Below are 26,586 nucleotides of genomic sequence, written 5' to 3'. Positions count from 1 at the left end.
GACGTCGGCCACGCTCGCTGCGACGGCCGGACCCGCGGCCGCGTCCTGCGAGGAGAAGATGCATGTTCGACCTGGTCAACGGAATCCCCGTCCACCCGCTGGTGGTGCACGCCGTCGTGGTCCTGCTGCCGTTGGCGGTCCTGGGCACGGTCGCGATCGTGGTGCGCCCTGCCTGGAGGGCTCGCTACGGCCCGCTCGTCGTGGCCTGTGCCGCCGTGGCGACCGCGCTCGTCCCGGTCGCCACGTCCAGCGGTGAGGAGCTGGAGCACAGGGTGGGGGATCCCGGCCGGCACGCCGCGCTGGGGGACCAGCTGATCTGGTTCGCGCTGGCCCTGCTGGCGACGTCTGCGGTCCTCGTCTGGCTCGACCGACGGCGCGACGCCGGGAAGGGGTCGGTCTCCGGCCTGCGCGCCGTCGCGGCGCTGGCCCTGGTCGCTGCCGTGGCCGCCGGGGTCCAGGTGTACCGGGTCGGCGACTCCGGGGCCCAGGCGGCGTGGGGCGACCAGGTCGCGTCGAGCGCGCCATGATGTGCCGGTGCTGACGATCGGTTTGTGCGAGGACGACGACGCGATCAGGAGCATCCTGGTCCGTTCGCTGCGTGCGGCGGGTCACGAGGTCGCGGCGGCGCACGACGGCCGTGAGGCCGTCGAGCTGCTCGGCCCGGAGCGCGCGCTGGACGTGATCGTCATGGACGTCGGCCTGCCGGACGCCGACGGCCGCGACGTGGTCCAGGCGCTCCGCTCGGCGGGGCAGGACGCGCCCGTGCTCTTCCTGACCGCGTTGGGGGCCACCCACGAGGTGCTGGCAGGGTTCGCCGCAGGTGCCGACGACTACGTCGTCAAGCCGTTCGAGACGAAGGAAGTGCTGGCACGGCTCGCCGCGCTCGCCCGGCGGGCGCGCCCGGCCCCGGCCCCTGCGGCCGGACTCGTCCTCGACCCGGTGACCCACTCCGTGCGGAGCGGGGACTCGTCCGCCGTGCTGACGCCGACGGAGTTCCGCCTGCTGGCCGCGATCACCTCGCGTCCGGGCGAGGTGGTCCGGCGCGGCGCGGTCGTCGCCGCTGCCTGGCCGGACGGCGCGATCGTCAGCGACAACACCGTCGACTCGTTCCTGCGCCGGCTCCGCGCCAAGCTCGACGAGATCGACTCCCCGCAGGTGATCAGGACCGTGCGCGGCGTCGGCTACACCCTCGAGGACCGCCTGTGACCGGGGCGCGCGCGGAGCCCTGGACCGTCCGGAGGCGGTTGGTCCTGGTGACCTTCCTGGTCTCCGCAGCCGTGGCGGTGGTCCTGGTCGCCGTCACGAACAGCATCATCGACCGGACGACGCGCAGTGTGGTGGGGCGTGTCCTCGACGATCGCGCCGCGGCGGTGGTCGAGGCCGTCGAGACGGGTCCCGACGGGTCGCCGCCCGCGGCCGTGCTCGGGCCCGGGACTGCCGTCTACCTCGACGGGCGGCTGGTCGCGGGGAGCGCCCCGCCCTTGCTGCGGGAGTCCTTCGACCGCCTGTCCCGGACCGAGGGACGGCGTACGGCGTCGGTCGGCGAGGAGTACCGGATCCTGGCGGTCCCGGTCGCACGAGGAGACGTCCCGGGCGCGGTGGTCGTCGCCGAGTCGCTCAGGCCCTACGAACGCGACGAGCGGACGGGACTCGTCGTCGCTGGGAGCGCCGGCGTCGTCATGGTCGCGCTGGCGAGCCTCGTCGCGGCGATGATCAGCCGCCGCGCGCTGCGTCCGGTGCGCCAGATGGCCGCTGCGGCGCGGGCATGGAGCGAGCACGACCTCGACCGCCGCTTCGACCTCGGGCCACCGTCCGACGAGCTGCGTGCGCTGGGGCAGGTGCTCGACGAGCTCCTCGACGACGTCGCGGCCGCGATCCGTGCCGAGCAGCGGCTCTCGGCGGAGATGGCGCACGAGCTGCGGAGCCCGCTGACGACGGTCCGGGCGACGGTGGAGCTGCTGGCCTCCCGGGCCGACCTCGACGACGACCTGCGCCACGACCTGGCCGTCATCGAGAAGGCCTGCGCGTCCATGTCGGGAACCATCACGGTCCTCCTCGACGAGGCGCGCGGCAGTGCACGTGAGGCGCGCGGGCTCACCGGCGCCGACGACATCGCCGGAGCCCTCGACGCTGCCGCCGCCGGTGGTCGTCTCGTGCTGGACCTGCCGGACGGACTCGAGCTGAGGGTGCCGACGGAGCTCGTGGCCCGGATCCTCGGGCCGCTGGTCGAGAACGGGTCGCGGCTCGCCACCACCGTGACGGTGACGGCCCGCGCCGACGGGCACGGCGTCGACCTGCTGGTCTCGGACGACGGCCCCGGCGTCGCGGCCGACCTCGTGGACCGGCTCTTCGAGCCGGGAGTGACGGACGGGGGCGGCGCCGGCCTCGGGCTCGCCCTGGCCCGGCGCCTGGCGCGCGGGGCCGGTGGTGACCTCCGGCTCGACAGGACCGGGGGCAGGCGCGGAGCGACGTTCGTCGTACGGCTGCCCGGGCGGATCAGCGGCGAGGGCTGAGTCAGTCGCCCGCGGCCGCCTTGCGCGGCGCCTGCCGCGCGGCGGCGGTCTTCTTCGACGCCCGCGTCTTCGGCGGCGTCGGATCCGTGCCGACGATCGTGAAGATCGGTGCGGTCACCTTCTCCAGTGCGGCCACCGCCTCGGCGTGCCGCTCGGCGAGCTTCGCGACGACGCCCGCGAGCTCGGCCTGCGCCTCGGCGAGGGTGTGGACGGTGTCGGCGAGCTCGCGCTGGCGGACGATGAAGTCCTGCAGCGGCTTCGCGGTCGCGCCGGCGATGCCGGTGACCGCGGTCGCCATGCCGGCGACGGCGCCGGCCAGCTCGCCGACCTGCTTCGCCAGCTCGTCGGGCTGGGTGACGGCGTCGACGGCCGTGTCGCGCACCGTCCGCAGGACGTCGGTCGTCAGCTTGAGCGCGACCTGCTGGGACTTGATCAGCAGGTCGAGCGGGTTGACGAGGTTGCTGGTGCTCGGTGTCTCCGCCATGGCGACAGCGTGGCAGAAGCAGCGCGCCGCGGGGAGCACCTCGTCGTGTCCGATTTCCGCCAGTCGATGTCGGTGGGGGAAGGCAGGATGGAGCCATGGAGACGACGAGCCCGCAGGTCGACGAGGCGGCGCAGCTGGAGTTCGACCGCTGCTACACGGCCGTCCAGTCGCGCGACCGCCGCTTCGACGGCGTCTTCTACACCGCGGTCCGCACCACGGGCATCTACTGCCGGCCCTCGTGCCCGGCCCGCACGCCGGCCCCGGCCAATGTGACCTTCCACCGCACCGCCGCGGCTGCCCAGGGCGCCGGCTACCGCGCCTGCAAGCGCTGCCTGCCCGACGCCACGCCCGGCAGCCCCGACTGGAACGTCGCCGCCACCGTCGCCGGTCGCGCGATGCGGCTGATCAGCGACGGCGTCGTCGACCGTGAGGGCGTGGAGGGGCTCGCGACCCGGCTCGGCTACACCTCGCGCCACCTCTCGCGGCTGCTGACGGCCGAGCTCGGCGCCGGCCCGCTCGCCCTCGCGCGCACGCAGCGCGCGCAGACCGCCCGGGCGCTCGTCGAGAGCACCGACCTCACCCTGACCGATGTCGCGTTCGCGGCCGGGTTCTCCAGCGTGCGGCAGTTCAACGACACCATGCAGGAGGTGTACGCCGCCTCGCCGAGCGAGCTCCGCGGCCGCCGCGCCTCCAGCGGGGCGTCGGCAGGCGGCATCCAGCTGCGGATCGCCGTGCGCACGCCCTTCCGCGGGAGTGCGCTGCTGCGCTTCCTGGCCGACCGGGCGATCCCCGGCATCGAGGTCGCGGAGGTCGACGAGGACGGCTCCGGCTGGTACGCCCGCACGCTCGACCTGCCGCACGGACCGGGGACCGCCCGGGTCGAGCTCGCGGACGTGGCGGGCGCCGGGACGTCGTACGTCCCGCTGCGGCTGGCGCTGGAGGACCTGCGCGACACCGCCGCGGCCGTGGCGCGGATGCGTGCGCTGCTGGACGCCGATGCCGACCCGGTGGCGGTCGACGCGCACCTCGGCGCCGACCCCGCGCTCGCCCCGCTGGTCGAGGCCAGGCCGGGGCTGCGCGTGCCGGGACATGTCGCCGGCAGCGAGATCGCGGTGCGGGCCGTGCTCGGACAGCAGGTCACCGTCGTCGCGGCGCGCACCGCCGCAGCCCGGCTGGTCGCCTCCCACGGCAGGCCGGTGACGACGACCGTCGACGGCCTGACCCACCTGTTCCCCGACGCCGCCACGGTCGCCGCCATGGACCCCACCGACTTCCGGATGCCGCGCGCCCGGGGCCGGGCACTGATCGGCCTGGCCGCGGCCCTCGCCGACGGCGACCTCGTCCTCGACCGCGGGCCCGATCGGGGCGAGGTCCGCGAGCGGCTGCTGGCGCTGCCCGGCATCGGCCCCTGGACGGCCGACTACATCGCGCTGCGTGCGCTCGGCCACCCCGACATCTGGCTGCCGACCGACGTCGGCGTCCGCAACGGCCTGGCCGCGCTGCCGGCCGGTGCCGCCGCCGACCCCGCCACCTGGGCGCCCTGGCGCTCCTACGCCCTGCTGCACCTGTGGACCTCGTTGTCCGCATCACTGGAAGGATGAACCCACCATGTGGACCGTCATCGAGTCGCCCGTCGGACCGCTCCGCATCGTCGAGCAGGACGGTGCGATCACCGCGATCGAGTTCTCACCGTTCCGCGACCACGACGGCCGTCCCCGCGGCCCACGCGCGGACGACGCGCCGCTGCTCGTCGAGACCGCACGCCAGCTGGGGGAGTACTTCGCCCGCGAGCGCACCGTGTTCGACCTGCCCCTGGCTCCCGTCGGCACCGGCTGGCAGCGCGACGTGTGGGACCAGCTGGTGAAGATCGGCTACGGCGAGACCGCGTCGTACGGCGAGATCGCGGCGCGGCTCGGCAAGAGCAACGCCGCCTCCCGCGCCGTCGGCACGGCCAACGGAGCCAACCCGATCCCGATCGTGATCCCGTGCCACCGGGTGATCGGCGCCAACGGCACGCTCACCGGGTACGCCGGCGGGCTGGACCGCAAGCAGCTCCTGCTCGGACTCGAGCAGCCTGCTCTGTTCTGAGGCTGGGGGCTATTCGGCAGCAGCGCGGCGCAGCGACTCCGAGAGCCGCTCGGCCGCGGCGAGCACGGCAGGTGCGTGCATGCGGCCGGGCTGGCGGGAGAGCCGCTCGAGGGGGCCGGAGACCGACACGGCCGCGATGACCTTGCCGCCGGGGGAGCGGACCGGTGCCGACACCGACGCCACGCCCTGCTCGCGCTCGCCGACCGACTGCGCCCAGCCGCGGCGGCGGATCGCGGACAGCTCGGCGGCCGAGAAGGCGGCGTTCTGCAGGCCGCGGTGGATCCGCTCCGGGTCGTCCCAGGCGAGCAGGACCTGCGCGGCGGAGCCCGCCCGCATGGTCAGCTGCGAGCCCACGGGGATCGTGTCGCGCAGGCCGGAGGGACGCTCGGCGGCGGCGACGCAGACACGGTGGTCGCCCTGGCGGCGCCACAGCTGCGCGGACTCGCCGGTGATGTCGCGCAGTCGCGCGAGGACCGGACCGGCCGTGGCGAGCAGGCGGTCCTCGCCGGCGGCGGCGGACAGCTCGGCCAGGCGCGGGCCCAGCACGAAGCGGCCCTGCATGTCGCGCGCGACGAGGCGGTGGTGCTCGAGGGCCACCGCCAGGCGGTGGGCCGTGGGCCGGGCCAGGCCCGTGCCCGCCACCAGTCCGGCCAGGGTGGCCGGGCCGGACTCCAGTGCGGTGAGCACCAGGGCCGCCTTGTCGAGAACTCCGACGCCGCTCGAGTTGTCCATATGGCAATACTGCCGTCTCGGATCTTGGGATGCAAGCGTAGGCTTCAACTTGGTTCACGGCAGTGGTGCCGCGAACGACCCGAACGAGGAGGAGCGAGTCATGGGCAGGACCCTGGCGGAGAAGGTGTGGGACGAGCATGTCGTCCGGTCGACCCCGGGAGAGCCGGACCTCCTCTACATCGACCTCCACCTCCTGCACGAGGTGACCAGCCCGCAGGCCTTCGACGGCCTGCGCCTGGCCGGCCGGAAGGTACGACGCCCCGACCTCACCCTCGCGACCGAGGACCACAACGTCCCCACCATCGACTGGGACAAGCCGATCGCCGACCCGGTGAGCAAGACCCAGGTCGACACCCTGCGCAAGAACGCCGCGGAGTTCGGCGTCCGGCTGCACCCGCTCGGTGACGTCGAGCAGGGCATCGTGCACGTCGTCGGCCCGCAGCTGGGCCTGACCCAGCCCGGCATGACGATCGTGTGCGGCGACTCGCACACCAGCACCCACGGCGCCTTCGGCGCGATCGCGTTCGGCATCGGCACGTCCGAGGTCGAGCACGTGCTCGCGACGCAGACGCTGCCGCAGGCCAAGCCGAAGACGATGGCCGTCACGGTCAACGGCACGCTCGCCGAGGGCGTCACCGCGAAGGACCTGATCCTCTACCTGATCACCCAGACCGGCACCGGCGGTGGGCAGGGCTACATCGTCGAGTACCGCGGCGAGGCCATCGAGGCGCTCTCGATGGAGGGCCGCATGACGGTGTGCAACATGTCGATCGAGTGGGGCGCGAAGGCCGGCATGATCGCGCCCGACGAGACCACCTTCGCCTACATCGAGGGCAAGCCCGAGGCGCCCAAGGGCGCGGAGTGGGACGCCGCCGTCGCGCACTGGCGGACCCTGGTCACCGACGCCGACGCGACCTTCGACAAGGAGATCGTGATCGACGCGGCCGACGTCACGCCGTTCGTCACCTGGGGCACGAACCCCGGCCAGGGTGCGCCGCTCGGCGCGAACGTCCCGTCGCCGGACGACTTCGAGGACCCGTCGGACAAGCTCGCCGCCGAGAAGGCGCTGGAGTACATGGGCCTCGAGGCCGGCCAGCCGCTGCGCTCGGTCAAGGTCGACACCGTCTTCGTCGGCTCCTGCACCAACGGCCGGATCGAGGACCTGCGCCTGGCGGCCGACATCATCAAGGGCCACAAGGTCGCCGAGGGCACCCGCCTGCTCGTCGTCCCCGGCTCCGTGCGCGTGCGCCTCCAGGCGATGGAGGAGGGCCTCGACAAGGTGTTCATCGAGGCCGGTGCCGAGTGGCGCGGAGCGGGCTGCTCGATGTGTCTGGGCATGAACCCCGACACGCTGCAGCCGCAGGAGCGCTCGGCGTCGACGTCCAACCGCAACTTCGAGGGTCGTCAGGGCAAGGGTGGCCGCACGCACCTGGTGTCCGTCCCCGTCGCCGCCGCCACCGCCGTCAAGGGCACGCTCGCGTCGCCCGCCGACCTGGTCTGAAACACCGAAAGGTCTTCCAGTCATGGAGAAGTTCACCTCGCACACCGGTACGGCGCTGCCGCTGCGCCGCAGCAACGTCGACACCGACCAGATCATCCCGGCGGTCTACCTCAAGCGCGTGACCCGCACGGGCTTCGAGGACGGCCTGTTCGCCGCATGGCGCAACGACCCGGAGTTCGTCGCCAACAAGCCCGAGTACCAGGGCGTCTCGATCCTCGTCGCCGGCCCCGACTTCGGCACCGGCTCGTCGCGCGAGCACGCCGTGTGGGCACTGATGGACTACGGCTTCAAGGTGGTGCTCTCGAGCCGCTTCGCCGACATCTTCCGCGGCAACTCGGGCAAGGCCGGCCTGCTCTCCGTCCCCGTCGAACAGGACGTCATCGAGCAGCTCTGGGCCGCGATCGAGGCCGACCCGACGACGCAGATCACCGTGGACCTCGAGGCCCGCACCGTGACCTGCGGCGAGCTGGTCGCGCCCTTCCAGATCGACGACTACACGCGCTACCGCCTGCTCAACGGGCTCGACGACATCGGCATCACGCTGGGCAACGAGGCCGACATCGCGGCGTACGAGGCCGGACGCCCGAGCTTCAAGCCGGTCACGCAGCACGCCTGATCCCGCTCAACGACGCGAGATCTCGGGGGAAACCCTGACGCGAGGACACGGGGTGGACAACTACAGTTCACCCCGTGTCCTCTTTCGTTCGCCCCGACGACAGGGTGACGGAGGAGCCTGACCCGGACGACGCGCCAGCGCCCGCGACGGCGTCCCCGCCCCTGGCAGCCGTGCTGCGTCGGGGCGTGCTCGGCAGCCTGCAGGCGGCGGCGGCCTCCGCGCTCGTGCTCGAGGCGGGCACACTCGGCCTGTTCCTGCCGCGCTGGTTCAAGGACCTCTTCTTCGACAGCGGCGCCTTCTACCTCGACACCCTCGTGCTGTGGGTGGTGATCGGCTTCCTGTGGGCGGTGATCGGGCGGCTGGCGTGGTCCATCGCCGTCGTCCTGACGACATCGGTCGTGGTCGCGCTCGCCAACCTCGTGAAGATGCAGTACCGCGAGGAGCCGGTCTACCCGAGCGATCGCGACTTCCTCTCCGAGCCGGGCTTCCTGGCCTCGCTGGTCTCGCCGGTGCTGCTCGTCGTGGCGGCCCTGCTGGTGGTCGGCATCTTCGTCGCTGCCGTCCGCCTCGCCGTCCGGATCGAGCGGCGCCATCCGCGCCCACGACTGCGGACGCTGGCGCGCGAGCACGTGCTGCTGATGCTCGGCCTGCGCGTCGGTGTCGGTGTCCTCACGGGCGTCCTGCTGGTCCAGGCCGCGCAGTTCAACCACCCGGGCAACATGTGGCGCGGCCTCTACGAGCTGCGCGGCAACGACTGGCGCTACTGGAACCAGAAGACCAACTACCGCTCCAACGGCTTCCTCGGCGGCTTCCTCTTCAACATGCCGGTCGACGCCATGAAGCAGCCGAAGGGGTACGACGAAGCGGCGATGGCCGACGTCGCCCACCGCTACACGGCGCTGGCCGACCGGATCAACGCGCACCGCAAGGGCAGCCTCGACGACGTCAACGTCGTGCTGGTGCTGAGTGAGTCGTTCACCGACCCCACCGAGCTCGACGGCTTCGAGCTCGGCCGCGACCCGATCCCGCGCACCCGCGCCCGGATGGCGTCCACGGCGTCGGGCCACATGCTCGCCCAGATGTACGGCGGCGGCACGGCCAACATGGAGTTCGAGACGCTGACCGGCCAGTCGCTCGGCCTGTTCCGGCCGCAGATGCTGTCGCCGTACCAGATGCTCGTGCCGGAGCACGACGACTACCCGTCGGCGGTCGGCTGGTTCCACGGCCAGGGCCACGACGTGATCGCCGTGCACCCCTACCGGGTCGGGATGTACAAGCGCGAGCAGGTCTACCAGCGCTTCGGGTTCGACGACTTCATCCACGACACGACGATCCACGAGACCGACACGATCGACGACAACCCCTACATCTCGGACGAAGCGGCGTTCGACGAGGTGCTGACGCAGATCGACGACCACGAGAAGCCACTGATGGTCAACCTCGTGACGATGCAGAACCACATCCCCGTCGACGGCAACTACACCGACCCGGTGCCGGTCAGCGGCGCCGGTGGGGGAGAGGGCAGGAGGATCGGCCAGTACGCACGGGGCCTCGAGCACACCGACGAGGCCGTGGCCGACTTCCTCGACAAGCTGGAGAAGGGACCGGAGAAGACGATCGTCCTCTTCTACGGCGACCACCTGCCCGGCATCTACGACTCGTCGGTGAAGCACGACAACAAGGGCCTCGCGCTCTACCGCACGCCTTTCTTCATCTGGAGCAACCAGCCCGGCCACAACGTGCCGCGGGCGATCCCGACGACGAGCCCGGCGTTCTTCCTTCCCCTGCTGTACGACGTCGCCGACGCGCCCGTGCCGCCGTACCTCGCCATGCTCGACGCGGTCCACCAGCACGTCAGCGCGATCCAGCAAGGACGCCTGCTCGATGCGTCGGGCGAGCCGGTGAAGGAGACCGAGCTCGACGCGACGACGCGCCAATTGCTCGACGACATGCGGCTCGTGCAGTTCGACTTCTCCATCGGTCAACGCTTCGCACTCGACGCGATGTGGCCCGGTGCGGTGTCCTGAAATGCCGGAAATCGCCCAATTACCGCCGTTTCCGTGAAAAAAGGTCCGGAAAGCACGGCGTGGTGATTGTGACTGTGCCCACTAGTGCCTAGCGTTCGCTGGAAGGACGGCTGGGCGAGGGCTCGGCCGCAAGCCCAAGGGACGCCCCCTCGGAGCGTTTCGAAAGGACAGGTAGTGAACAAGTCTCAGTTGATCGATGCGCTGGCTGACCGCTTCGAGGGCAGTCGCAAGGACGCGGCTCACGCACTCGACTCGGTTCTCGACACCATCACCCGCCAGGTGGCCAAGGGCGAGAAGGTCGCCATCACCGGCTTCGGCTCCTTCGAGAAGGCCGTCCGCAACGCCCGTTGGGTCCGCAACCCGCAGACCGGCGAGCGCGTGAAGACGAAGAAGAAGGCCGTTCCGAAGTTCAGCGCCGGCGCCGATCTCAAGAACGTCGTCTCCGGCGCGAAGAAGCTCCCGGCCCTGCCGAAGCCCGCCAAGAAGGCTGCCGCTGCTCCGGCCGCTGCCGCCAAGAAGGCTGCCGCCCCGGCGAAGAAGGCCGCTGCTCCGGCCAAGAAGGCCGCGACCACCGCGGTCAAGAAGGCTGCTGCGCCGGCGAAGAAGGCCGCCACCACGGCCAAGAAGGCCGCTCCGGCGAAGAAGGCTCCGGCTGCCAAGAAGGCCGCCCCGGCCAAGAAGGCTCCGGCTGCCAAGAAGGCCGCCCCGGCCAAGAAGGCCGCCCCGGCTGCCAAGAAGGCGCCCGCCAAGAAGGCTCCGGCCAAGAAGGCGCCCGCGAAGAAGGCTCCGGCCAAGAAGGCCTGACGCTCGACAGCGCCGATCGGGCCGTCCTCCTCCGGGAGGGCGGCCCGATCGTCATTTCCCGCCCGGGCGGGGGAATCAGGCGCGCAGCGTCGCGGGCAACGCGGCGGCCGTCGCCGCGCCCACGCCGAGCGTCACCGCGTCGGCCAGCGCCGCCAGGTCGTCGACGTCGCGGCGGAGGGAGACCAGCGAACCGGTCAGGGGCAGGGCGCCGGAGGCGCGGTGCGCGTCGGCGGAACCCGCGCCGAAGCGGGGATCGAAGGCGTCGTACGACGCCGTGTAGAGCGTCGTCCCGGTGCCGTCCGCGTCCGCGACGAAGCAGGGCCGCCCGGCAGCGCGTGCGTGGTCGAGGGCCTCGGCCAGGTCGGCCGCGGTCAGGGCCGGCACGTCGGCGAGCAGGGCGACCGGCTGCAACCCCGGCGCCAGGTCGTGCGCGAACGCGGCGCCATGGCGAAGGGCCGCATTGAGGCCCGCGCCCGGATCGGCGCACGTCGCCACACCGTCGCCGGCCAGCGAGGCAGCGAAGGCCTCGTCGTCGCTGACCACCACGACGAGCGCGACGCCCGGTGTCGTCGTACACACCGAGACGGCGTCGGTCGCGAACGCCGCCGCCAGTCGGCGCCGGTCGGCGTCGGGGAGCGCGGACAGGCGGGACTTGCCGCTCCCCGGAGACTTCACCGGCAGGAGCACGGCGAAGGAGCCCGGGCGCACGACCATCCCTCCATCCTCCCAGCCGCCCATGCGCGTCTGGAGGGCGGCCGCCCGTGACGAGCGGTAACCTGCATCCTCGTGACGGTGCGCAAGTTGCAGGAGAGACGGGGCTGGGCCTTCAACATCGCCGTCCCGATCATCAAGCCCGTGCTGAAGGCGACCACGAAGCGCGAGTGGATCGGCGGCGAGAACATCCCCGAGTCCGGCGGGTTCATCATCGCGCTCAACCACATCTCGCACGTCGACCCGCTCACGGCGGCGCACCTCGTCTACGACCACGGCTACAAGCCGCGCTATCTCGCCAAGTCCGGCCTCTTCGACAACAAGGTCCTCGGCTACTTCCTGCGGGGGGCCGGCCAGATCCCCGTGAAGCGGGAGACCAATGACGCCGTCGGCGCGTACGCCGCCGCGGTCGACGCCGTCCGCAACGGCCAGTGCGTCGTGATCTACCCGGAGGCCACGATCACCCGTGACCCGGCGATGTGGCCGATGAAGGGCAAGTCCGGTGCGGCCCGGATCGCGCTCGAGACCGGCTGCCCGGTCATCCCCGTCGGCCAGTGGGGCGCGCAGGAGCTGCTGGCGCCGTACACGAAGAACCCGCACCCCGTGCCGCGCAAGAAGATCGTGATGCGCGTCGGTCCGCCGGTGCAGCTCGACGACCTCCGCGCCAAGGAGCGCACCGGCGCGGTCGTCAACGAGGCGACCGAGCGGATCATGGCGGCGATCACGCACCAGCTGGAGCTGGTGCGTGGCGAGCAGGCGCCGGCGGAGCGCTACGACATGGCCGTGCACGGGGATCGATTCAAGAAGAAGAAGAAGGCGGCGGGCTGATGGGTGACAAGATCGCGGTCCTGGGGGCCGGTTCGTGGGGGACGGCCTTCTCCATCGTGCTCGCCGACGCCGGCAACGACGTGTCGATCTGGGCTCGGCGCGAGGAGGTCGCCGCGTCGATCAACGAGCGCCACGAGAACGTCGACTACCTCTCGGGCATCGAGCTGCCGCGGCGGATCACGTCGACCCACGACCCCGAGCAGGCGCTCGCGGGTGCGGACATCGTGGTCCTGGCGGTCCCGTCGCAGTCGCTGCGCGACAACCTCCCCACCTTCCTGCCGTACGTCGAGCAGGACGCCGTGCTCGTCTCTCTGATGAAGGGCGTGGAGCTCGGCACCCTCAAGCGGATGTCGGAGGTGATCGCCGAGGTGGGAGACGTCGGTGCGAGCCGCATCGCCGTCGTCAGCGGCCCCAACCTCGCCCGCGAGATCGCCCGCCGCGAACCGGCCGCATCCGTCGTGGCGTGCGCCGACGAGGCGGTCGCGACCCAGCTCCAGAAGCGCGTCCACTCGCCGGCCTTCCGGCCCTACACGAGCGTCGACGTCCTCGGCTGCGAGTTCGGCGGCGCCTACAAGAACGTCGTCGCGCTGTGCGTCGGCATGGCCGTCGGCCTCGGCTTCGGCGACAACACGACCGCGTCCCTGATCACGCGAGGCCTCGCGGAGACCGCGCGCCTGGCCATGAACCAGGGCGCCAACCCGCTGACCCTGATGGGCCTCGCCGGGCTCGGCGACCTCGTGGCGACCTGCTCCTCGCCGCTCTCGCGCAACCGCACCTTCGGCGAGAAGCTCGGCCACGGCATGACGGTCGAGGAGATCTACGCCTCGACCCGCCAGGTCGCCGAGGGCGCGAAGTCCTGCTCGTCGCTGCGCGCCCTGGCGGCCGCGACCGGCGTGGACGCCCCGATCGTCGACGCCGTCGACGAGGTCGTGCAGGGCCGGTTGACGACCGCGCAGCTGATGGAGGCGTTCATCAACCGCGACACGAAGGCCGAGCTGAGCTGACCGTCAGGCGTTGATCCGGTCCAGCGCCTGCACGAGGTCGTCCCAGAGGTCGTCGACGTCCTCGATGCCGACCGACATCCGCACGAGTCCCTCGGGGATGGTCGCGGCCTCGAGCTTCCAGCGGCGCCGGCGCTCGAAGGTCGACTCCACCCCGCCGAGCGACGTCGCGTGGACCCACAGCGAGGTCGCCCGCACCAGGAAGTCGCCGGCGTCCGCGCCACCGGCCAGGACCGGCGCGACGATCGCGCCGAAGCCGGGGTAGCGGACCTCCTCGACGGCAGGGTGCTCCGCGAGCCGGCGGGCGAGCTCGGCGGCGTTGGCCTGGGCCCGGTCGAGGCGCACGTGCAGGGTGCGCAGCCCGCGCAGGGCGAGCCACACCTCGAACGGCCCCGGCGTCGATCCCGCCAGCCCGCGGCGGGCCTTCAGGGCGTCGTACACCTCGTCGTCGGTGCCGGCAGGCGGGACGACGAGCGCACCCATCAGCACGTCGCTGTGGCCCGCGATGTACTTCGTCGCCGAGTGCAGCACGATGTCCGCGCCGTCGGCGAGCGGCTGCTGGAGCAGGGGAGTGGCGAAGGTGTTGTCGACGACGACGCGGATGCCGAGCTCGCGCGCAGCGGCCGCGAGGGCGGGGACGTCGGCGACCTCGAGCGCCGGGTTGGTCGGCGACTCGATCCAGAGGAAGGCGCAGTCCTCGTCGTCCTCCATCGCCTTGATCACGCCGGCGGTGTCGGTGATGTCGACGAGGTTGGCCCGCAGGCGCCCGCGCGACTCGGCGTCGGCGAGGGCGGCGACCGTGCCGTTGTAGGCATGCTGCGGCGCGATCACGCTGCTGCCCTGGCCGACCAGGTCCAGCAGCGTCGTCACGGCGGCCATGCCCGACGCGAAGGCCAGCGCGCGGCCGCCCTCGAGCGCGCCGAGGGCGTCCTCGAAGGCCGTCCAGGTGGGGTTGCCGAACCGGCCGTACTCGAGCTCGCCGGTCGCGACGTACGTCGACGTCATCGTGATCGGCACGTTGAGCGGCTGGTCCGCCTCGTGCGGCGGCCGGCCGGCGGTGACGGCGAGGGTGGCGGGGCGCAACGTGGGACCTGGCATGCCCCAAAGGTAGGGTCATCCGCGATGAACGCTCCCACTGGCCGCCGTATCCGCGTCGCCGTCGTCTTCGGCGGCCGCTCCAGCGAGCACGCCATCTCGTGCGTCACGGCCGGCAGCGTGCTGCAGGCCATCGACCGCGAGAAGTACGACGTCGTCCCGATCGGCATCGCGACCGACGGTCGCTGGGTGCTGGAGGCCGACGACCCGTCGCGGCACCGGATCACCGGTCCCGGGCAGCTGCCGTCGGTCGACGGCGAGCGGGCGTCCGTCTCCCTCGCCCGCACCGCCGAGGGCACCGAGCTGGTCGTCAGCGAGGCGTCCGCGCCGCCGCGCGCGCTGGGCGACGTCGACGTGGTCTTCCCGCTGCTGCACGGCCCGTGGGGCGAGGACGGCACCATCCAGGGCCTCTTCGAGATGACCGACGTGCGCTATGTCGGCTCCGGGGTGCTGGCGTCGGCGCTGTGCATGGACAAGGCGTTCATGAAGGTCGCCCTCCAGGCCGCCGGCCTGCCGGTCATGCCGTCGGAGACGGTGACCGCGCGCGAGTGGGCGAAGGACCCGCAGTCGGTCCGCGAGCGGGTCGCGACGCTCGGCTACCCGCTCTTCGTGAAGCCCGCCCGCGGCGGCTCCAGCATCGGCATCGCGAAGGCCCACACGGCCGACGAGATCGACGCGGCGATCGAGGGTGCTCTGGCGCACGACCCCAAGGTGCTCGTCGAGGTGTCGGCCGAGGGCGCCCGCGAGGTCGAGTGCGGCGTCCTCGAGGCGCTCGACGGCGGCGTCGACACCAGCCTCCCGGCCGAGATCCGGATCACCGGCGACCACGAGTTCTACGACTTCGAGGCGAAGTACCTCCCCGAGGAGCACACCGAGCTGGACGTCCCCGCACTGCTGCCGGACGGCGTCCAGGAGCGGATGCGCGAGCTCGCCGCGCAGGCGTTCACCGCCGTCGGCTGCGAGGGCCTGGCCCGCGTCGACTTCTTCCTCATGCCCGACGGCTCGCTCGTGGTCAACGAGCTCAACACCATGCCGGGCTTCACGCCGCTGTCGATGTTCCCGCAGATGTGGGCCGCGACGGGTGTGCCCTACGGCGAGCTGGTCGACCGGCTGCTGACGCTGGCGTTGAACCGCGACACGGGTCTGCGCTAGTCGCAGTCGTCGACGAGGGTCAGGTGCTCCTTGATGAGGGGCGCCAGGACCGCCATCGCCGCGGGACCCGCGTTGGGGCGGTACTCCGCCGGCACGGTGACCTCCACGCGCGGGCGGTAGCCGGCCGCCGTGATGGTCAGGTCGAGCCCCTGGTCGTCGTACTGCTCGTCGGGGATGTAGTAGCCCACGCCGTTGGCCTGCTCGCACGACGCGGCCAGGTCGAAGCCCTTCGGCTCGGGGACGCCGCAGCGCACGACGATCGCCGGGTCGCCGTACGCCGCCGCGGGGGCGTCGCTCGGGTCGACGTCGTCGCGCTCCTGCTCGGCGAGCGTCGCGGGCAGCGCGGCGGTGAAGGCGTCGCAGGTGGCGCGGTCGGCGTCGGACATCTCCGGGACGTCGACGTCGACCGGTCCGCCGCAGGCGGCGAGGACGGGGACGAGCAGCAGCAGGGCCGCTGTCCGGCGCATCCTCAGATGTGGACGACCGGGCAGGTCAGGGTGCGGGTGATGCCCTCGAGGTTCTGCACCTTCGAGACGACCAGCTTGCCGAGCTCGTCGACGTTGCGGGCCTCCGCACGGACGATCACGTCGTAGGGGCCGGTGACGTCCTCGGCCAGCGTGACGCCCTTGATGTTGCCGACCTCGCGTGCGACCTCCGCGGCCTTGCCGACGTCGGTCTGGATGAGGATGTAGGCCTGAACCACCATGGGACACGCCTCCTTCGTTGGGGTTGGTCGGTTGTGGAACGGCCTCAACCTACCGCGATCCGCCGCAGGCCGATAACCGGCGCAAGTGCCGGTTGTCGGCCCCGTGACCCGGGTCTGGTGGGATGGACCCATGACTTCCGGGACGGACCGTGACGCGAGCCTCGCCGACGTGGGGGAGTTCGGCCTGATCGACAGGATCAGCGAGATCGTCGCCGCCACGGCCCCCGGTGAGGACGTGCTCGTCGGGCCGGGTGACGACGCCGCGGTCCTGCGCGTGCGCAAGGGTCACGTGGTCGTCTCGACCGACGTGATGGTCGAGGGCCGCCACTTCCGGCGCGACTGGGCCGACGCCGCCGACGTGGGCGCCCGCGCGGCCGCGCAGAACCTCTCCGACATCAACGCCATGGGCGGACGCGCCCAGTGGCTCACCGTCGGTCTCGCGGCGCCGGCGGACCTGCCCGCCCAGTGGGCGCTCGACTTCACCCGCGGCTTCGCGGAGGAGTGCGCCAAGGTGGGCGCGGGGCTCGTCGGTGGTGACGTCAGCCGGGCCGACCAGGTGGTGGTCTCGGTGACGGCCATCGGCGCGTGCACGGTCTCGCCGGTGCTGCGCTCGGGAGCGGCCCCCGGCGACGTCGTCGCGATCTGCGGCCGCCAGGGCTGGGCCGCGGGCGGTCTCGCGGTGCTCGGTCGCGGCTTCCGCTCGCCGCGGGTGCTGGTGGAGGCCTACCGCCGCCCCGAGCCGCCGTACGACGCCGGGGTGGTCGCCGCCGAGGCGGGGGCCACCGCGATGGTCGACATCTCCGACGGCCTGCTCGCGGAGGCCGGGCACGTCGCCGAGGCGTCCGGGGTGTCGATCGACGTCGCCACCGCGTCCTTCGAGGTCCCCGAGCCGCTCCTCGCCGTCGGCCAGGCCACCGGCGCCGACCCGCTGCGCTTCATCCTCGCCGGCGGCGACGACCACGCGCTGCTCGCCACCTTCCCGGCCGACGTGGCGCTGCCGGACGGCTGGACGCGCATCGGCACCGTCGGCGCCGCGCCCGCCGAGGGTGCGCCGCGCGTCACGGTCGACGGGGCGTCGTACGACGGCCCTCTGGGCTGGTCGCACTTCTGATTCACCGCGCGAGCGCGTCTTCGCTCCGGCCGGGGGCAGCAAGCTGCCGTCGCTGCGCTCCCGCCGCGCTGCCGCGCCGCGGTCGTCCTGCGTGGGTCCAGCGTTGGCTTGGCGGCAGGCCGACACTGCATGGTCGGGAGCAGGCGACTGCGCGACGTCCTCGCGGGTATCTCCGCACCATGGATCTCGCACGTCCCGACCTCGCTCCCCGGTCGGTGTCCTTCGGCCCCCTGACCATCGCGTACGACGCCCGGGTGCTCACGCCCCGGCCGTGGACCGTCCTGCAGGCCGAGTGGGCGCGCGAGCTCCTCGCGGAGGCGCCGCCCGGCCCGGTGCTGGAGCTGTGCAGCGGCGCGGGGCAGATCGGGCTGCTGGCCGTCCACGGGACGGGTCGGCGCCTGGTGTGCGTCGACGTGGACCCGGTCGCCTGCGGCTACGCGGCCGCGAATGCCCGGGCCGCCGGCAGGGGCGACCTCGTCGAGGTCCGTCAGGTGGCGCTGGACGGCCTGCCGCGGGACGAGGTCTACCCGCTGATCGTCGCCGACCCGCCGTGGGTGCGCACCGACCAGACCGGCTGCTTCCCGGCGGACCCGGTCCTGGCGATCGACGGCGGTGTCGATGGTCTCCGGGTGGCGCGGGAGTGCGTGGCCGCCGTCGACCGGCACCTGCACGCCGACGGCTCGGCGCTGCTCCAGCTGGGCTCGGTCGAGGAGGCGCGGCGGCTGCGCGACGAGCTGCCGCCGACGCTGGAGCTGGTCGACGTCCGCGCGGAGGCCGGGTGTGGCCTGGTCCTGCTGCTGGAGCGCCCGTAGGCCGGAAAAATGCGCTGACCCGTCACGCCGGGGCGTGACGGGTCAGCGACGACGTGCTGGGGTCAGCGGGTGACCTTGCCGGCCTTGATGCAGCCGGTGCAGACGTTGAGGCGCTTCGGGGTGCCGTTGACGACGGCGCGCACGCGCTGGATGTTGGGGTCGAAGCGGCGCTTCGTGATCTTGCGGGACCACGGCCGGTTGTTGCCGAAGATCGGCTTCTTGTCGCAGATGTCGCACACGGCGGCCATGGGTAACTCCTGAGATCGCGGTCAGTTCGTGAAACTGGTCTTGAAGGCTGGTCGGCCCGCGCGCGGACGGCGCTTCGGGCAACCGGAAGAGAATAGCCGAGGAACGTCCCGTGGCCGAAATCGTCGGACACCCGTCCCGGCCCACTAATGTGAGGCCGATGGAGGACGGGACGACGGCCGGGGTGGCCGGTGCGGGCAGCGACGCCGGTGGCGGCATCGCGCTGGACACCGTGGCCCGCTTCGTCGACATCGCCGTCGACGCCCTGGCCCAGGCGCGCGAGGAGATCGACGCGCTCAACGTCTACCCGGTCCCCGACGGTGACACGGGCACGAACATGTACCTCACGGTCGTCGCCGCCCGCGACGCCGTGCGGGAGGCCCAGGCGGAGCCCGGCGCCGCTCGTGACGCCGTCCTCGCCGCGCTGGCCCGGGGCGCCCTGCTGGGCGCTCGCGGCAACTCCGGCGTGATCCTCAGCGAGATGCTCGGAGCGTCCGTACGCCGCATCGCGGCCGCGACCCCGCAGGAGGTGAACGCGGAGGTGATCGCCGACGCGCTGCGACAGGCGTCGGCGGCCAGCTACACCGCGGTCGGGGAGCCGGTCGAGGGGACGATGCTGACCGTGCTGCGGGCCGCGGCCGAGGCCGCCGCGGTCCAGGCCGCGAAGCCCGGCGCGCGCAGCAGCGACGTCCTGACCGAGGCGGCCGCCGCCGCCCGCGAGGCGCTCGGCCACACGCCCGAGCAGCTGGAGGTCCTCGCCCAGGCGGGGGTGGTCGACGCCGGCGGGCGCGGACTGTCGGTGATCCTCGACGCCGCCGAGACCGTGCTGACCGGCCGCCGGCCGATTCCGGTCACCGCTCCGCTGGGCAGCCACGCGATCCCGGTGCCGCACGTCGCCGCCGCGGGCGCGGGCGCGGACCTCTGCGAGGACGGCCCCGCCTACGAGGTGATGTACCTGCTCGACACCCCGGACGACGTCGCACCCGGGCTGCGCGCGAGGCTGGGCGAGCTCGGCGACTCCGTCGTGGTCGTCGGGGGCGACGGCCTGTGGAACGTGCACGTCCACACCGACGACGTCGGCGCCGCGATCGAGGCGGGGCTCGGTCTCGGGCGGCCGCACCGGATCCGGGTGACCCACTTCGCGGAGCAGATCGCCCGCCAGGAGGCGCAGCAGGAGGCTCCGGCGCTGCCGGCGCTGGCCGGCCGCCAGGTGGTGGCGGTCGCGGCCGGGCCGGGACTGGCGGCGCTCTTCGAGGAGGCGGGGGCGGTCGTCGTACACGGGGGGCCGGGACGGCGCCCGTCGACCGGCGAGCTGCTCGAGGCGATCACCGGCTGCGGGGCGCGCGAGGTCGTCGTCCTGCCCAACGACGAGCCGACGGTGCGCGCGGCGCTCGCCGCAGCGAGCACCGCCGAGGCCGACCACGGCGGCCGGGGGCTGCGGGTCGCCGTGATCCCGACCCATGCGCAGGTCCAGGGCCTGGCGGCGCTCGCCGTGCACGAGCCCGGCCGGGGGTTCGACCAGGACGTGACCGAGATGACCGCCACCGCACGCCACGTGCGGCACGGCGCCGTCACCATCGCGGCGCGGCAGGCGATGACCATGGCCGGTCCGTGCGAGCCCGGCGACGCGCTCGGCGTCATCGCCGGTGACTTCGCGGTCGTGGGTGACGAGCTCGGCGGCGTCGCGCTCGTGGTCCTCGACCGGCTGCTCGCCGCGGGTGGCGAGCTGGTGACGCTCGTGGGCGGCGTCGACTGCGGCGATCTCGCCGAGCGCGCCACGGCGTGGGTGGAGGAGTTCCACCCCCATGTCGACGTCGTGGTGTACGACGGTGGCCAGGAGCGCTACCCGCTCCTGATGTCCGTCGAGTAGGGAAGGACCCCGGTGGCGATCACCTTCGACTCACCGCTGACCGCCGTCCTCGGGGCGGCCAAGCCGGCGCAGCGCAAGAAGTTCGAGGACGGACTCGGGCTGCGCACGGTCGGCGACCTGCTGCGCCACTTCCCGCGGCGCTACCTCGAGACCGGCTCCCTGACGCGGGTCTCCGACCTCCGCATCGGCCAGCTGCTGTGCGTGGTGGGCGAGATCGCGGGGTCCACGACCCACCGCTACACCGATCGTCGTACCGGCCGGCCGGCGTACCGGGTCGAGGCCACCCTCCGCACGGGCGGCCCCAGCCTCACGATGACCTTCTTCGCGAAGACCGCGCACATGGCCGAGTGGCACGCCAGCCGCGTCGCGATCGGCAACCGCGGTGTCTTCCTCGGCAAGGCCGGGCGCTTCCGCGACCAGTGGCAGCTGACCAACCCGCAGCTGAGCATCTTCGGGATGACCGACGACGGCGACGAGGACAGCGCCGTGCAGGAGGTCCTCGAGTTCGGGGCGCTCTACCCGATCTACCCCCTCACCAAGGGCCTGCAGACCTGGGACGTCGCCCGCGCGGTGAAGTTCGCCCGCGAGGTCGTCGGCGAGGTGCCCGAGGTGCTGCCCGCCCCCGTGCGCGAGGAGTACGACGTCGCAGGCATCGCCGACGCCTACGAGTGGGTGCACCGGCCGGAGGACCGCGAGCAGGTCGCGCGTGCCCACCACCGGTTCCGCTTCGAGGAGGCGCTGGTCACCCAGCTCGTGCTCGGCCGTCGACGCCGGGCGGTCCGCGAGCAGGGCGCGACGGTCCGCGACGGCGGTGACGGCGCGGTCCTCGCGGCCTTCGACGAGCGGATGCCCTTCGAGCTCACCGCCGGGCAGGCATCGGTCGGCAAGGAGATCGACCACGACCTCGCCCAGCCGCACCCGATGAACCGGCTCCTCCAGGGCGAGGTCGGCTCGGGCAAGACGCTCGTCGCGCTCCGGGCGATGCTGCGCGTGGTCGACTCGGGCGGCCAGGCGGCGCTGCTCGCGCCGACCGAGGTGCTCGCCCAGCAGCACTACCGCTCGATCGTCACCATGCTCGGCGAGCTCGCCGAGGGCGGCACCATCTTCGGCTCCGGTGCCGGCACGCGCGTCGAGCTGCTGACCGGCTCCATGAACAAGTCCCAGCGCACGGGCCCGCTCTCGCGGATCGCCAGCGGTGAGGCCGGCATCGTGATCGGAACCCACGCGCTGCTGCAGGACAACGTCTTCTTCGCCGACCTCGGCCTGGTGGTCGTCGACGAGCAGCACCGCTTCGGCGTCGAGCAGCGCGCTGCGCTCACCGACAAGGCGGCCAGCCCGCCGCACCTGCTGGTGATGACCGCGACCCCCATCCCGCGCACGGTCGCGATGACCGTCTTCGGCGACCTCGAGACCTCGACGCTCACCGAGCTGCCCGCCGGTCGGGCGCCGATCCAGACCAACCTGGTCCCGCTCGCCGAGCAGCCCGCGTGGCTCGCCCGGGTCTGGGAGCGCGTCCGGGAGGAGGTCGGCAAGGGCCACCAGGTCTACGTCGTGTGCCCGCGCATCTCCGGTGACGAGGCCGAGGCCGGGCAGGTGGACGTGGTCGACCTGCCCGACGACGACGCGGGGGAGGGGGAGGAGGTGCGGCCCCGTCCGCCCGCCGCGGCCGTCGAGGACGTCGTCCAGCGGTTGTCGTCCGGCGCGCTGGAGGGCCTGCGGATCGGCCGCCTGCACGGTCGCCTGCCCGCCGACGAGAAGGACGCCACCATGCGGGCCTTCGCCGCGGGCGACATCGACGTCCTCGTGTCGACGACCGTCATCGAGGTCGGTGTCGACGTCGCCAACGCCACCGCGATGGTCATCCTCGACGCCGACCGGTTCGGGGTCTCGCAGCTCCACCAGCTGCGTGGCCGGGTCGGTCGTGGCGGCCTGCCCGGCCTGTGCCTGCTGGTCACCCACGCCGACGCCGAGTCGCCCGCCCGCGAGCGGCTCGACGCCGTCGCCGCGACCACCGACGGCTTCGCGCTCAGCCGGGTCGACCTGGAGATGCGCCGCGAGGGCGACGTCCTCGGCGCCTCGCAGGCCGGGCGCCGCTCCAGCCTGGTCAACCTGCGGGTGCTGCGCGACGAGGACACGATCCTCGCCGCCCGGGAGGCCGCCGAGGGCCTGCTCGACGTCGACACCGGCCTGGGCCAGGCTCCCGGTCTCGCCGCCGCCGTGCGCGACCTGGAGCTGTCGCAGCAGGCCGAGTTCGTGGACAAGTCGTGACCCGCATCATCGCCGGCCGCGCCGGCGGCCGCCGCCTGCAGACGCCCAAGGGCGACCAGACCCGACCCACGAGCGACCGCGTCCGCGAGGCGCTGTTCTCCGCGATCGAGTCCTGGTCGGGCTCGCTGCACGACCTGCGCTTCCTCGACCTGTACGCCGGGTCCGGGGCGATCGGGCTCGAGGCCTGGTCCCGCGGCGCGGCGGCCGTGACCCTCGTGGAGTCCGACCGGCGCACCGCCGACCTGATCCGGGCCAATGCCCGCAGCGTCGGGTGCGACGTGGCCGAGGTGGTGGCCCGCTCCGTGGCCGCCGTGCTCGGCGAGGCCGCGCGGTCGTCGTACGACATCGTCTTCGCGGACCCGCCGTACCCGCTCAGCGACGAGGCGGTCGCCACCGACCTCGCGCTCCTCGCGGCCCAGGGCTGGCTGTCGGACGGGGCGCTGGTGGTCGTGGAGCGCTCCCGCCGCAGCCCGGAGCCGACGTGGCCTCGGGGCCTGGAGCCGCTGGCCGGCAAGCGACGCCAGAAGAAGTACGGCGAGACCACGCTGTGGCTGGCGGAGGCCGCCTCGGACCCGACCGATAGCCTCGCCCCATGACCCGCGCGGTGTGTCCCGGCTCCTTCGACCCGGTCACCAACGGCCACGTCGACATCTTCCGGCGGACGGCTGCCCTCTTCGACGAGCTGGTCGTCGCGACCGGCACCAACATCTCCAAGTCGCGGCTCTTCGACCCCGAGGAGCGCCTCGAGATGCTCCGTGAGGCGTGCGCCGACCTGCCCAACGTGACCGTGATGGGCTTCACCGGGCTGATCGTCGACTTCTGCCGCGAGATCGACGCCCAGGCGATCGTGAAGGGCCTGCGCGGCGGCAACGACTACGAGTACGAGCTGCCGATGGCGCAGATGAACGCCCACCTCACCGGGGTGGAGACGGTGTTCGTGCCGACCACGGCCAGCCTCGGCTACGTCTCCTCCAGCCTGGTCAAGGAGGTGGCCTCCCTCGGGGGTGACATCTCCGGCCTCGTGCCCCCCGCGGTGCAGGCCCGGCTGACCGCGAAGCTGGCCTCTCGCACGACGGGACGGGGTGAGTGATTTGGAGCCGTCCCACACGCCCCACTACAGTTGCTCCGATCTGTTGTGCCCGGACCTGGAAGTGATCATCTGAACGGCCTGGACCCGAGAGCGCCGCTCGTGCTCGATACTCGCGAGCTCGGCCGCCGCCCGGGGTCCCAGCGTGAGGTGTCGCGGACAGTGCCGGCTCCAGCAGATCTGGGCATCGAAGTCCTCTCCGTTCCCGAGGGCGCGCCGGTCGAGCTCGACCTGCGCCTGGAGGCGGTCATGGAAGGCGTGCTCGTCACCGGGACGGCCTCGGCCGTGCTGGAGGGTGAGTGCGCACGGTGCCTGGAGCCGATCCACGACGAGCTCGAGGTGACGTTCCAGGAGCTGTTCGTCTACGACGACATCCGGGACTCCGCGGAGGCGGAGGAGGACGACGAGGTCAGCATGCTGCAGGACGACCTGGTCGACCTGGAGCCGCTGCTGCGGGATGCGGTGGTGCTCGCACTGCCGTTCCAGCCCTTGTGCCAGGACGACTGTCCCGGGTTGTGCCCCGAGTGCGGGGTGCGACTCATCGACGAGCCGGACCACGCGCACGAGGCGCCGATCGACCCGCGGTGGGCGGCACTGACCAAGCTCGAGCAAGACCCCACAGACTGACGAGCGCTCGACCCCGAGCGCACCCGAACCAAGGAGAAGACAGTGGCTGTTCCGAAGCGGAAGATGTCGCGCAGCAACACGCGTCACCGTCGTTCGCAGTGGAAGGCTGTCGCCCCGTCGCTGGTGACCTGCGCCAATCCGGCCTGCGGCGCCAAGCACCTGCCGCACCGTGCCTGCGGCACCTGCGGCCAGTACGGCGCGCGCGCCGACCGCCGCCAGGTCCTCTGACCTGACCCACCTGCGTCAGGCCGACGGCATCACTGCCTACGACGAGCTGCGACGAGCGCTCGGGGATCCCACGCTGGACCCCGAGCTGCTCGACCGCGCCCTGACGCACCGCTCCTACGCCTACGAGAACGGTGGTCTTCCGACCAACGAGAGGCTGGAGTTCCTCGGCGACTCGGTGCTCGGCGTCGTGGTCACCGAGACGCTGTACCGGGTCCACCCCGACCTCTCCGAGGGTCGGCTGGCCAAGCTGCGCGCGGCCGTGGTCAACGCCCGTGCGCTCGCCGGCGTGGCCCGCGAGATCGGCCTCGGCGCCCACATCAAGCTGGGGCGCGGCGAGGAGGCCACCGGTGGCCGCGACAAGGCGTCGATCCTGTCCGACACGGTCGAGGCCGTGATCGGCGCGATCCACCTCAGCGGCGGCATCGAGGTCTCCTCGGTCGTCGTCCACCGGCTCTTCGACCCGCTCATCGAGGCAGCCTCGGCGCTCGGCGCCGGCCTGGACTGGAAGACCTCCCTCCAGGAGCTCGCGGCCGACCAGAGCCTCGGCGTGCCGGAGTACGTCATCGAGGACGACGGCCCCGACCACATGAAGACCTTCGTCGCCCAGGTGCGCGTCGGCGACAAGCTCTACGGCAACGGCCACGGCCGCTCCAAGAAGGAAGCCGAGCAGGGCGCCGCCGAGACCGCCTACGGCGAGATCGCCGCAGCGCTCGGCCTCGACGCCAACGGCCGCCCGCTCGCCGCGGGCAGCTGAGCCCTTGCCCGAGCTCCCCGAGGTCGAGGTCGTCCGGGCCGGCCTCGAGCGCCACGTCACCGGCGCCACGATCACGCTCGTCGACGTCCTCCACGACCGTCCCGTGCGCCGCCACCCGGGCGGCGCATCCGGCTTCGCCGCGGCCCTGACCGGCCGCCGGATCGAGGGCGCCCGCCGCCGCGGGAAGTACCTCTGGCTCCCCTTGGACAACGGCGACGCGATCCTGGGCCACCTCGGCATGAGCGGCCAGATGCTCGTCCAGCCGGTCGACGCCCCGGCCGAGCGGCACCTGCGCGTCCGCTTCGCGCTCGCCGGCACCGACCACGGTCGTGAGCTGCGTTTCGTCGACCAGCGGATGTTCGGCGGCCTGTCGGTCTCCGCGGGCGGCGCCGAGCTGCCGCACGAGATCGCACACATCGCCCGTGACCCGCTCGACCCGGAGTTCGACGACGCGGCCTTCATCGCGCGGCTGCGCAAGCGCACCTCGGGCGTGAAGCGGCTGCTGCTCGACCAGGGCCTGGTCTCCGGCGTCGGCAACATCTACGCCGACGAGGCGCTGTGGCGCACGGGGCTCCACGGCGAGCGGCCGGGGGACCGGCTGACCCGCGCCCAGGCCGTGGCCCTGCTGGGCCACGCCCGCGACGTGATGACCGAGGCGCTCGGCCAGGGCGGCACGTCCTTCGACGCGCTCTACGTCAACGTCAACGGCGAGTCCGGCTACTTCGACCGCTCCCTGCACGCCTACGGCCGTGAGAACCAGCCGTGCGACCGGTGCGGGACGCCGATCCGCCGCGTGGCCTTCATGAACCGGTCGTCGTACTTCTGCCCGAAGTGCCAGCCGGCGCCGCGACGGCGCCACTGAGCCTGCGCCACTGAGCCTGCGCCACTGAGTCGGCGCCGCTGAACAGGTGTCCGGACAGGCCTCCGCGCGTTTGACCGGGGGCGTGTGAAGTGGGACTCTTGGAGACGGCCCCCACCCCCGGGCCAGACCTCACGAACCGGAAGGCTCAACTTCATGGCCAAGGCGCTGATCGGTCACCTGAACAGCGACCTCCGCGACCCCCGTCTCGCGGTCGAGAACGCTCGACTCCGCAACCGGGTCGCTGAGCTGGAGTCCCTCGTCCTCCGTCTGTCGGAGGAGAACGACAAGCTGATGTCGGCCCGTGCTGCCGAGATCCTCACGGGCGACGCTGCGGAGATGCAGCCCGCCTGAGTCACTGACTCCCGACGGCGGCCCGGCCGCCGTCACCAGGTGAACCACCACCACGACACGAACCACGTCGCCCCGACGGGCGAGCGTGGTTCGTCCGCTTTTCTCGTGCGGA

At 72.7% G+C, this 26,586-nt stretch carries 30 protein-coding genes; 23 read left to right on the top strand and 7 right to left on the bottom strand.

The features are described from left to right. Positions 1–62 precede the first annotated feature (62 nt). From AC2YHB_RS09140 to AC2YHB_RS09130, 3 genes are read left to right on the top strand one after another with little or no spacing between them, the layout of a single operon-like run. On the top strand, positions 63–527 hold the full coding sequence (locus AC2YHB_RS09140; protein WP_036546851.1) for a DUF2231 domain-containing protein: 465 nt from the start codon (positions 63–65) through the stop codon (positions 525–527). 7 nt (positions 528–534) lie between these two features. Continuing rightward, entirely contained in the window at positions 535–1,206 is a 672-nt protein-coding gene (locus AC2YHB_RS09135; RefSeq protein ID WP_487353798.1) for a response regulator transcription factor, read from the top strand. 47 nt (positions 1,207–1,253) lie between these two features. Further along, complete coding sequence (locus AC2YHB_RS09130; RefSeq protein WP_487353797.1) at positions 1,254–2,513, top strand: sensor histidine kinase; 1,260 nt, start codon at positions 1,254–1,256, stop codon at positions 2,511–2,513. A gap of 1 nt (position 2,514) precedes the next feature. Here AC2YHB_RS09130 and AC2YHB_RS09125 read toward each other — a convergent pair whose 3' ends face one another. Beyond that, positions 2,515–2,997, bottom strand: coding sequence for a hypothetical protein (locus AC2YHB_RS09125; RefSeq protein WP_487353796.1), 483 nt, complete (start codon positions 2,995–2,997; stop codon positions 2,515–2,517). A gap of 95 nt (positions 2,998–3,092) precedes the next feature. Between AC2YHB_RS09125 and AC2YHB_RS09120 the strand changes: the two genes are divergently transcribed. Further along, positions 3,093–4,598, top strand: coding sequence for a DNA-3-methyladenine glycosylase 2 family protein (locus AC2YHB_RS09120; RefSeq protein ID WP_487353795.1), 1,506 nt, complete (start codon positions 3,093–3,095; stop codon positions 4,596–4,598). A 7-nt stretch (positions 4,599–4,605) separates the two neighbouring features. Continuing rightward, positions 4,606–5,085: a methylated-DNA--[protein]-cysteine S-methyltransferase gene (locus tag AC2YHB_RS09115; RefSeq protein WP_179647593.1), complete on the top strand. Its 480-nt coding sequence runs from the start codon at positions 4,606–4,608 to the stop codon at positions 5,083–5,085. 9 nt (positions 5,086–5,094) lie between these two features. Here the strand turns inward: AC2YHB_RS09115 and AC2YHB_RS09110 are convergent, their stop codons facing one another. Further along, positions 5,095–5,817, bottom strand: coding sequence for an IclR family transcriptional regulator (locus tag AC2YHB_RS09110; protein ID WP_028655929.1), 723 nt, complete (start codon positions 5,815–5,817; stop codon positions 5,095–5,097). 100 nt (positions 5,818–5,917) lie between these two features. Between AC2YHB_RS09110 and leuC the strand changes: the two genes are divergently transcribed. The 4 genes from leuC to AC2YHB_RS09090 all read left to right on the top strand — a co-directional run bounded on the left by leuC (position 5,918) and on the right by AC2YHB_RS09090 (position 10,765). Further along, the gene (gene leuC / locus AC2YHB_RS09105) at positions 5,918–7,318 is read left to right on the top strand and encodes a 3-isopropylmalate dehydratase large subunit (RefSeq protein ID WP_036546845.1); all 1,401 of its coding nucleotides are present in this window, start codon (positions 5,918–5,920) and stop codon (positions 7,316–7,318) included. Between the two features lie 22 nt (positions 7,319–7,340). Then, complete coding sequence (gene leuD / locus AC2YHB_RS09100; protein WP_036546842.1) at positions 7,341–7,934, top strand: 3-isopropylmalate dehydratase small subunit; 594 nt, start codon at positions 7,341–7,343, stop codon at positions 7,932–7,934. 74 nt (positions 7,935–8,008) lie between these two features. Then, on the top strand, positions 8,009–9,961 hold the full coding sequence (locus AC2YHB_RS09095) for an LTA synthase family protein (protein ID WP_487353794.1): 1,953 nt from the start codon (positions 8,009–8,011) through the stop codon (positions 9,959–9,961). Between the two features lie 174 nt (positions 9,962–10,135). Further along, a complete protein-coding gene (locus AC2YHB_RS09090; protein ID WP_036546836.1) occupies positions 10,136–10,765 on the top strand; it encodes an HU family DNA-binding protein in 630 nt (209 codons plus the stop codon). Positions 10,766–10,840: 75 nt separating this feature from the next. On the opposite strand, the gene cofC is transcribed toward AC2YHB_RS09090, so the two are convergent. Next, the gene (gene cofC / locus AC2YHB_RS09085; protein ID WP_487353793.1) at positions 10,841–11,479 is read right to left on the bottom strand and encodes a 2-phospho-L-lactate guanylyltransferase; all 639 of its coding nucleotides are present in this window, start codon (positions 11,477–11,479) and stop codon (positions 10,841–10,843) included. A gap of 78 nt (positions 11,480–11,557) precedes the next feature. Here cofC and AC2YHB_RS09080 point away from each other — a divergent pair, with 78 nt between their 5' ends. Further along, on the top strand, positions 11,558–12,304 hold the full coding sequence (locus AC2YHB_RS09080; RefSeq protein WP_487353792.1) for a lysophospholipid acyltransferase family protein: 747 nt from the start codon (positions 11,558–11,560) through the stop codon (positions 12,302–12,304). Beyond that, positions 12,304–13,308 carry an NAD(P)H-dependent glycerol-3-phosphate dehydrogenase gene (locus AC2YHB_RS09075; RefSeq protein ID WP_179647586.1) on the top strand — a complete coding sequence of 335 codons (1,005 nt, stop codon included), beginning with the start codon at positions 12,304–12,306 and terminating at the stop codon, positions 13,306–13,308. The genes AC2YHB_RS09080 and AC2YHB_RS09075 overlap by 1 nt, the downstream gene beginning before the upstream one ends. 3 nt (positions 13,309–13,311) lie before the next feature. Here AC2YHB_RS09075 and AC2YHB_RS09070 read toward each other — a convergent pair whose 3' ends face one another. Next, complete coding sequence (locus AC2YHB_RS09070; RefSeq protein WP_207006360.1) at positions 13,312–14,403, bottom strand: trans-sulfuration enzyme family protein; 1,092 nt, start codon at positions 14,401–14,403, stop codon at positions 13,312–13,314. Between the two features lie 24 nt (positions 14,404–14,427). Here AC2YHB_RS09070 and AC2YHB_RS09065 point away from each other — a divergent pair, with 24 nt between their 5' ends. Continuing rightward, complete coding sequence (locus AC2YHB_RS09065; protein WP_179647584.1) at positions 14,428–15,552, top strand: D-alanine--D-alanine ligase family protein; 1,125 nt, start codon at positions 14,428–14,430, stop codon at positions 15,550–15,552. Here AC2YHB_RS09065 and AC2YHB_RS09060 read toward each other — a convergent pair. Both AC2YHB_RS09060 and AC2YHB_RS09055 read right to left on the bottom strand, forming a co-directional pair. Further along, positions 15,549–16,019, bottom strand: coding sequence for a DUF3515 domain-containing protein (locus AC2YHB_RS09060; protein ID WP_179647583.1), 471 nt, complete (start codon positions 16,017–16,019; stop codon positions 15,549–15,551). The genes AC2YHB_RS09065 and AC2YHB_RS09060 overlap by 4 nt on opposite strands. Before the next feature lie 2 nt (positions 16,020–16,021). Beyond that, complete coding sequence (locus AC2YHB_RS09055) at positions 16,022–16,258, bottom strand: Lrp/AsnC family transcriptional regulator (RefSeq protein WP_028655943.1); 237 nt, start codon at positions 16,256–16,258, stop codon at positions 16,022–16,024. A 130-nt stretch (positions 16,259–16,388) separates the two neighbouring features. On the opposite strand from AC2YHB_RS09055, the gene AC2YHB_RS09050 reads away from it, so the two are divergent. Further along, positions 16,389–17,369, top strand: a complete 981-nt coding sequence (locus AC2YHB_RS09050) for a thiamine-phosphate kinase (protein WP_179647582.1) — start codon at positions 16,389–16,391, stop codon at positions 17,367–17,369. 179 nt (positions 17,370–17,548) lie between these two features. Continuing rightward, positions 17,549–18,181 (top strand): class I SAM-dependent methyltransferase, encoded by a 633-nt coding sequence (locus tag AC2YHB_RS09045; protein WP_487353791.1) that lies wholly within the window; start codon positions 17,549–17,551, stop codon positions 18,179–18,181. A 62-nt stretch (positions 18,182–18,243) separates the two neighbouring features. Here AC2YHB_RS09045 and rpmB read toward each other — a convergent pair whose 3' ends face one another. Further along, entirely contained in the window at positions 18,244–18,429 is a 186-nt protein-coding gene (rpmB, locus tag AC2YHB_RS09040; protein ID WP_036546818.1) for a 50S ribosomal protein L28, read from the bottom strand. A 158-nt stretch (positions 18,430–18,587) separates the two neighbouring features. On the opposite strand from rpmB, the gene AC2YHB_RS09035 reads away from it, so the two are divergent. The 9 genes from AC2YHB_RS09035 to AC2YHB_RS08995 all read left to right on the top strand — a co-directional run bounded on the left by AC2YHB_RS09035 (position 18,588) and on the right by AC2YHB_RS08995 (position 26,474). Next, positions 18,588–20,297: a DAK2 domain-containing protein gene (locus AC2YHB_RS09035; RefSeq protein WP_487353790.1), complete on the top strand. Its 1,710-nt coding sequence runs from the start codon at positions 18,588–18,590 to the stop codon at positions 20,295–20,297. Positions 20,298–20,309: 12 nt separating this feature from the next. Then, the gene (locus tag AC2YHB_RS09030; RefSeq protein ID WP_487353789.1) at positions 20,310–22,565 is read left to right on the top strand and encodes an ATP-dependent DNA helicase RecG; all 2,256 of its coding nucleotides are present in this window, start codon (positions 20,310–20,312) and stop codon (positions 22,563–22,565) included. Continuing rightward, positions 22,562–23,161 (top strand): 16S rRNA (guanine(966)-N(2))-methyltransferase RsmD, encoded by a 600-nt coding sequence (gene rsmD / locus AC2YHB_RS09025; RefSeq protein ID WP_487353788.1) that lies wholly within the window; start codon positions 22,562–22,564, stop codon positions 23,159–23,161. Before AC2YHB_RS09030 ends, rsmD begins: the two co-directional genes overlap by 4 nt. Then, the gene (gene coaD / locus AC2YHB_RS09020; protein ID WP_036546810.1) at positions 23,158–23,655 is read left to right on the top strand and encodes a pantetheine-phosphate adenylyltransferase; all 498 of its coding nucleotides are present in this window, start codon (positions 23,158–23,160) and stop codon (positions 23,653–23,655) included. Before rsmD ends, coaD begins: the two co-directional genes overlap by 4 nt. A 69-nt stretch (positions 23,656–23,724) precedes the next feature. Further along, positions 23,725–24,279, top strand: a complete 555-nt coding sequence (locus AC2YHB_RS09015; protein WP_218864844.1) for a YceD family protein — start codon at positions 23,725–23,727, stop codon at positions 24,277–24,279. A gap of 42 nt (positions 24,280–24,321) precedes the next feature. Then, on the top strand, positions 24,322–24,507 hold the full coding sequence (gene rpmF / locus AC2YHB_RS09010) for a 50S ribosomal protein L32 (protein ID WP_028655951.1): 186 nt from the start codon (positions 24,322–24,324) through the stop codon (positions 24,505–24,507). Further along, positions 24,449–25,261: a ribonuclease III gene (gene rnc, locus AC2YHB_RS09005; protein ID WP_487353787.1), complete on the top strand. Its 813-nt coding sequence runs from the start codon at positions 24,449–24,451 to the stop codon at positions 25,259–25,261. The genes rpmF and rnc overlap by 59 nt, the downstream gene beginning before the upstream one ends. A 4-nt stretch (positions 25,262–25,265) precedes the next feature. Further along, positions 25,266–26,123, top strand: a complete 858-nt coding sequence (mutM, locus tag AC2YHB_RS09000) for a bifunctional DNA-formamidopyrimidine glycosylase/DNA-(apurinic or apyrimidinic site) lyase (protein ID WP_487353786.1) — start codon at positions 25,266–25,268, stop codon at positions 26,121–26,123. Positions 26,124–26,276: 153 nt separating this feature from the next. Continuing rightward, the gene (locus tag AC2YHB_RS08995) at positions 26,277–26,474 is read left to right on the top strand and encodes a hypothetical protein (RefSeq protein ID WP_036546804.1); all 198 of its coding nucleotides are present in this window, start codon (positions 26,277–26,279) and stop codon (positions 26,472–26,474) included. Positions 26,475–26,586 lie beyond the last annotated feature (112 nt).

This window comes from Nocardioides sp. SRI_004 (assembly GCF_057586415.1).
This window is presented reverse-complemented; position numbering and strand designations above follow the sequence as displayed.

Excerpts from the sequence above, each read along its gene's own strand:
- AC2YHB_RS09140 (WP_036546851.1), top strand. The coding sequence starts at position 63 with ATGTTCGACCTGGTCAACGGAATCCCCGTCCACCCGCTGGTGGTGCAC.
- AC2YHB_RS09125 (WP_487353796.1), bottom strand. The coding sequence starts at position 2,997 with ATGGCGGAGACACCGAGCACCAGCAACCTCGTCAACCCGCTCGACCTG.
- AC2YHB_RS09120 (WP_487353795.1), top strand. The coding sequence starts at position 3,093 with ATGGAGACGACGAGCCCGCAGGTCGACGAGGCGGCGCAGCTGGAGTTC.
- AC2YHB_RS09115 (WP_179647593.1), top strand. The coding sequence starts at position 4,606 with ATGTGGACCGTCATCGAGTCGCCCGTCGGACCGCTCCGCATCGTCGAG.
- AC2YHB_RS09110 (WP_028655929.1), bottom strand. The coding sequence starts at position 5,817 with ATGGACAACTCGAGCGGCGTCGGAGTTCTCGACAAGGCGGCCCTGGTG.
- leuC (WP_036546845.1), top strand. The coding sequence starts at position 5,918 with ATGGGCAGGACCCTGGCGGAGAAGGTGTGGGACGAGCATGTCGTCCGG.
- leuD (WP_036546842.1), top strand. The coding sequence starts at position 7,341 with ATGGAGAAGTTCACCTCGCACACCGGTACGGCGCTGCCGCTGCGCCGC.
- cofC (WP_487353793.1), bottom strand. The coding sequence starts at position 11,479 with ATGGTCGTGCGCCCGGGCTCCTTCGCCGTGCTCCTGCCGGTGAAGTCT.
- AC2YHB_RS09075 (WP_179647586.1), top strand. The coding sequence starts at position 12,304 with ATGGGTGACAAGATCGCGGTCCTGGGGGCCGGTTCGTGGGGGACGGCC.
- AC2YHB_RS09070 (WP_207006360.1), bottom strand. The coding sequence starts at position 14,403 with ATGCCAGGTCCCACGTTGCGCCCCGCCACCCTCGCCGTCACCGCCGGC.
- AC2YHB_RS09065 (WP_179647584.1), top strand. The coding sequence starts at position 14,428 with ATGAACGCTCCCACTGGCCGCCGTATCCGCGTCGCCGTCGTCTTCGGC.
- AC2YHB_RS09060 (WP_179647583.1), bottom strand. The coding sequence starts at position 16,019 with ATGCGCCGGACAGCGGCCCTGCTGCTGCTCGTCCCCGTCCTCGCCGCC.
- AC2YHB_RS09055 (WP_028655943.1), bottom strand. The coding sequence starts at position 16,258 with ATGGTGGTTCAGGCCTACATCCTCATCCAGACCGACGTCGGCAAGGCC.
- AC2YHB_RS09050 (WP_179647582.1), top strand. The coding sequence starts at position 16,389 with ATGACTTCCGGGACGGACCGTGACGCGAGCCTCGCCGACGTGGGGGAG.
- AC2YHB_RS09045 (WP_487353791.1), top strand. The coding sequence starts at position 17,549 with ATGGATCTCGCACGTCCCGACCTCGCTCCCCGGTCGGTGTCCTTCGGC.
- rpmB (WP_036546818.1), bottom strand. The coding sequence starts at position 18,429 with ATGGCCGCCGTGTGCGACATCTGCGACAAGAAGCCGATCTTCGGCAAC.
- AC2YHB_RS09035 (WP_487353790.1), top strand. The coding sequence starts at position 18,588 with ATGGAGGACGGGACGACGGCCGGGGTGGCCGGTGCGGGCAGCGACGCC.
- coaD (WP_036546810.1), top strand. The coding sequence starts at position 23,158 with ATGACCCGCGCGGTGTGTCCCGGCTCCTTCGACCCGGTCACCAACGGC.
- AC2YHB_RS08995 (WP_036546804.1), top strand. The coding sequence starts at position 26,277 with ATGGCCAAGGCGCTGATCGGTCACCTGAACAGCGACCTCCGCGACCCC.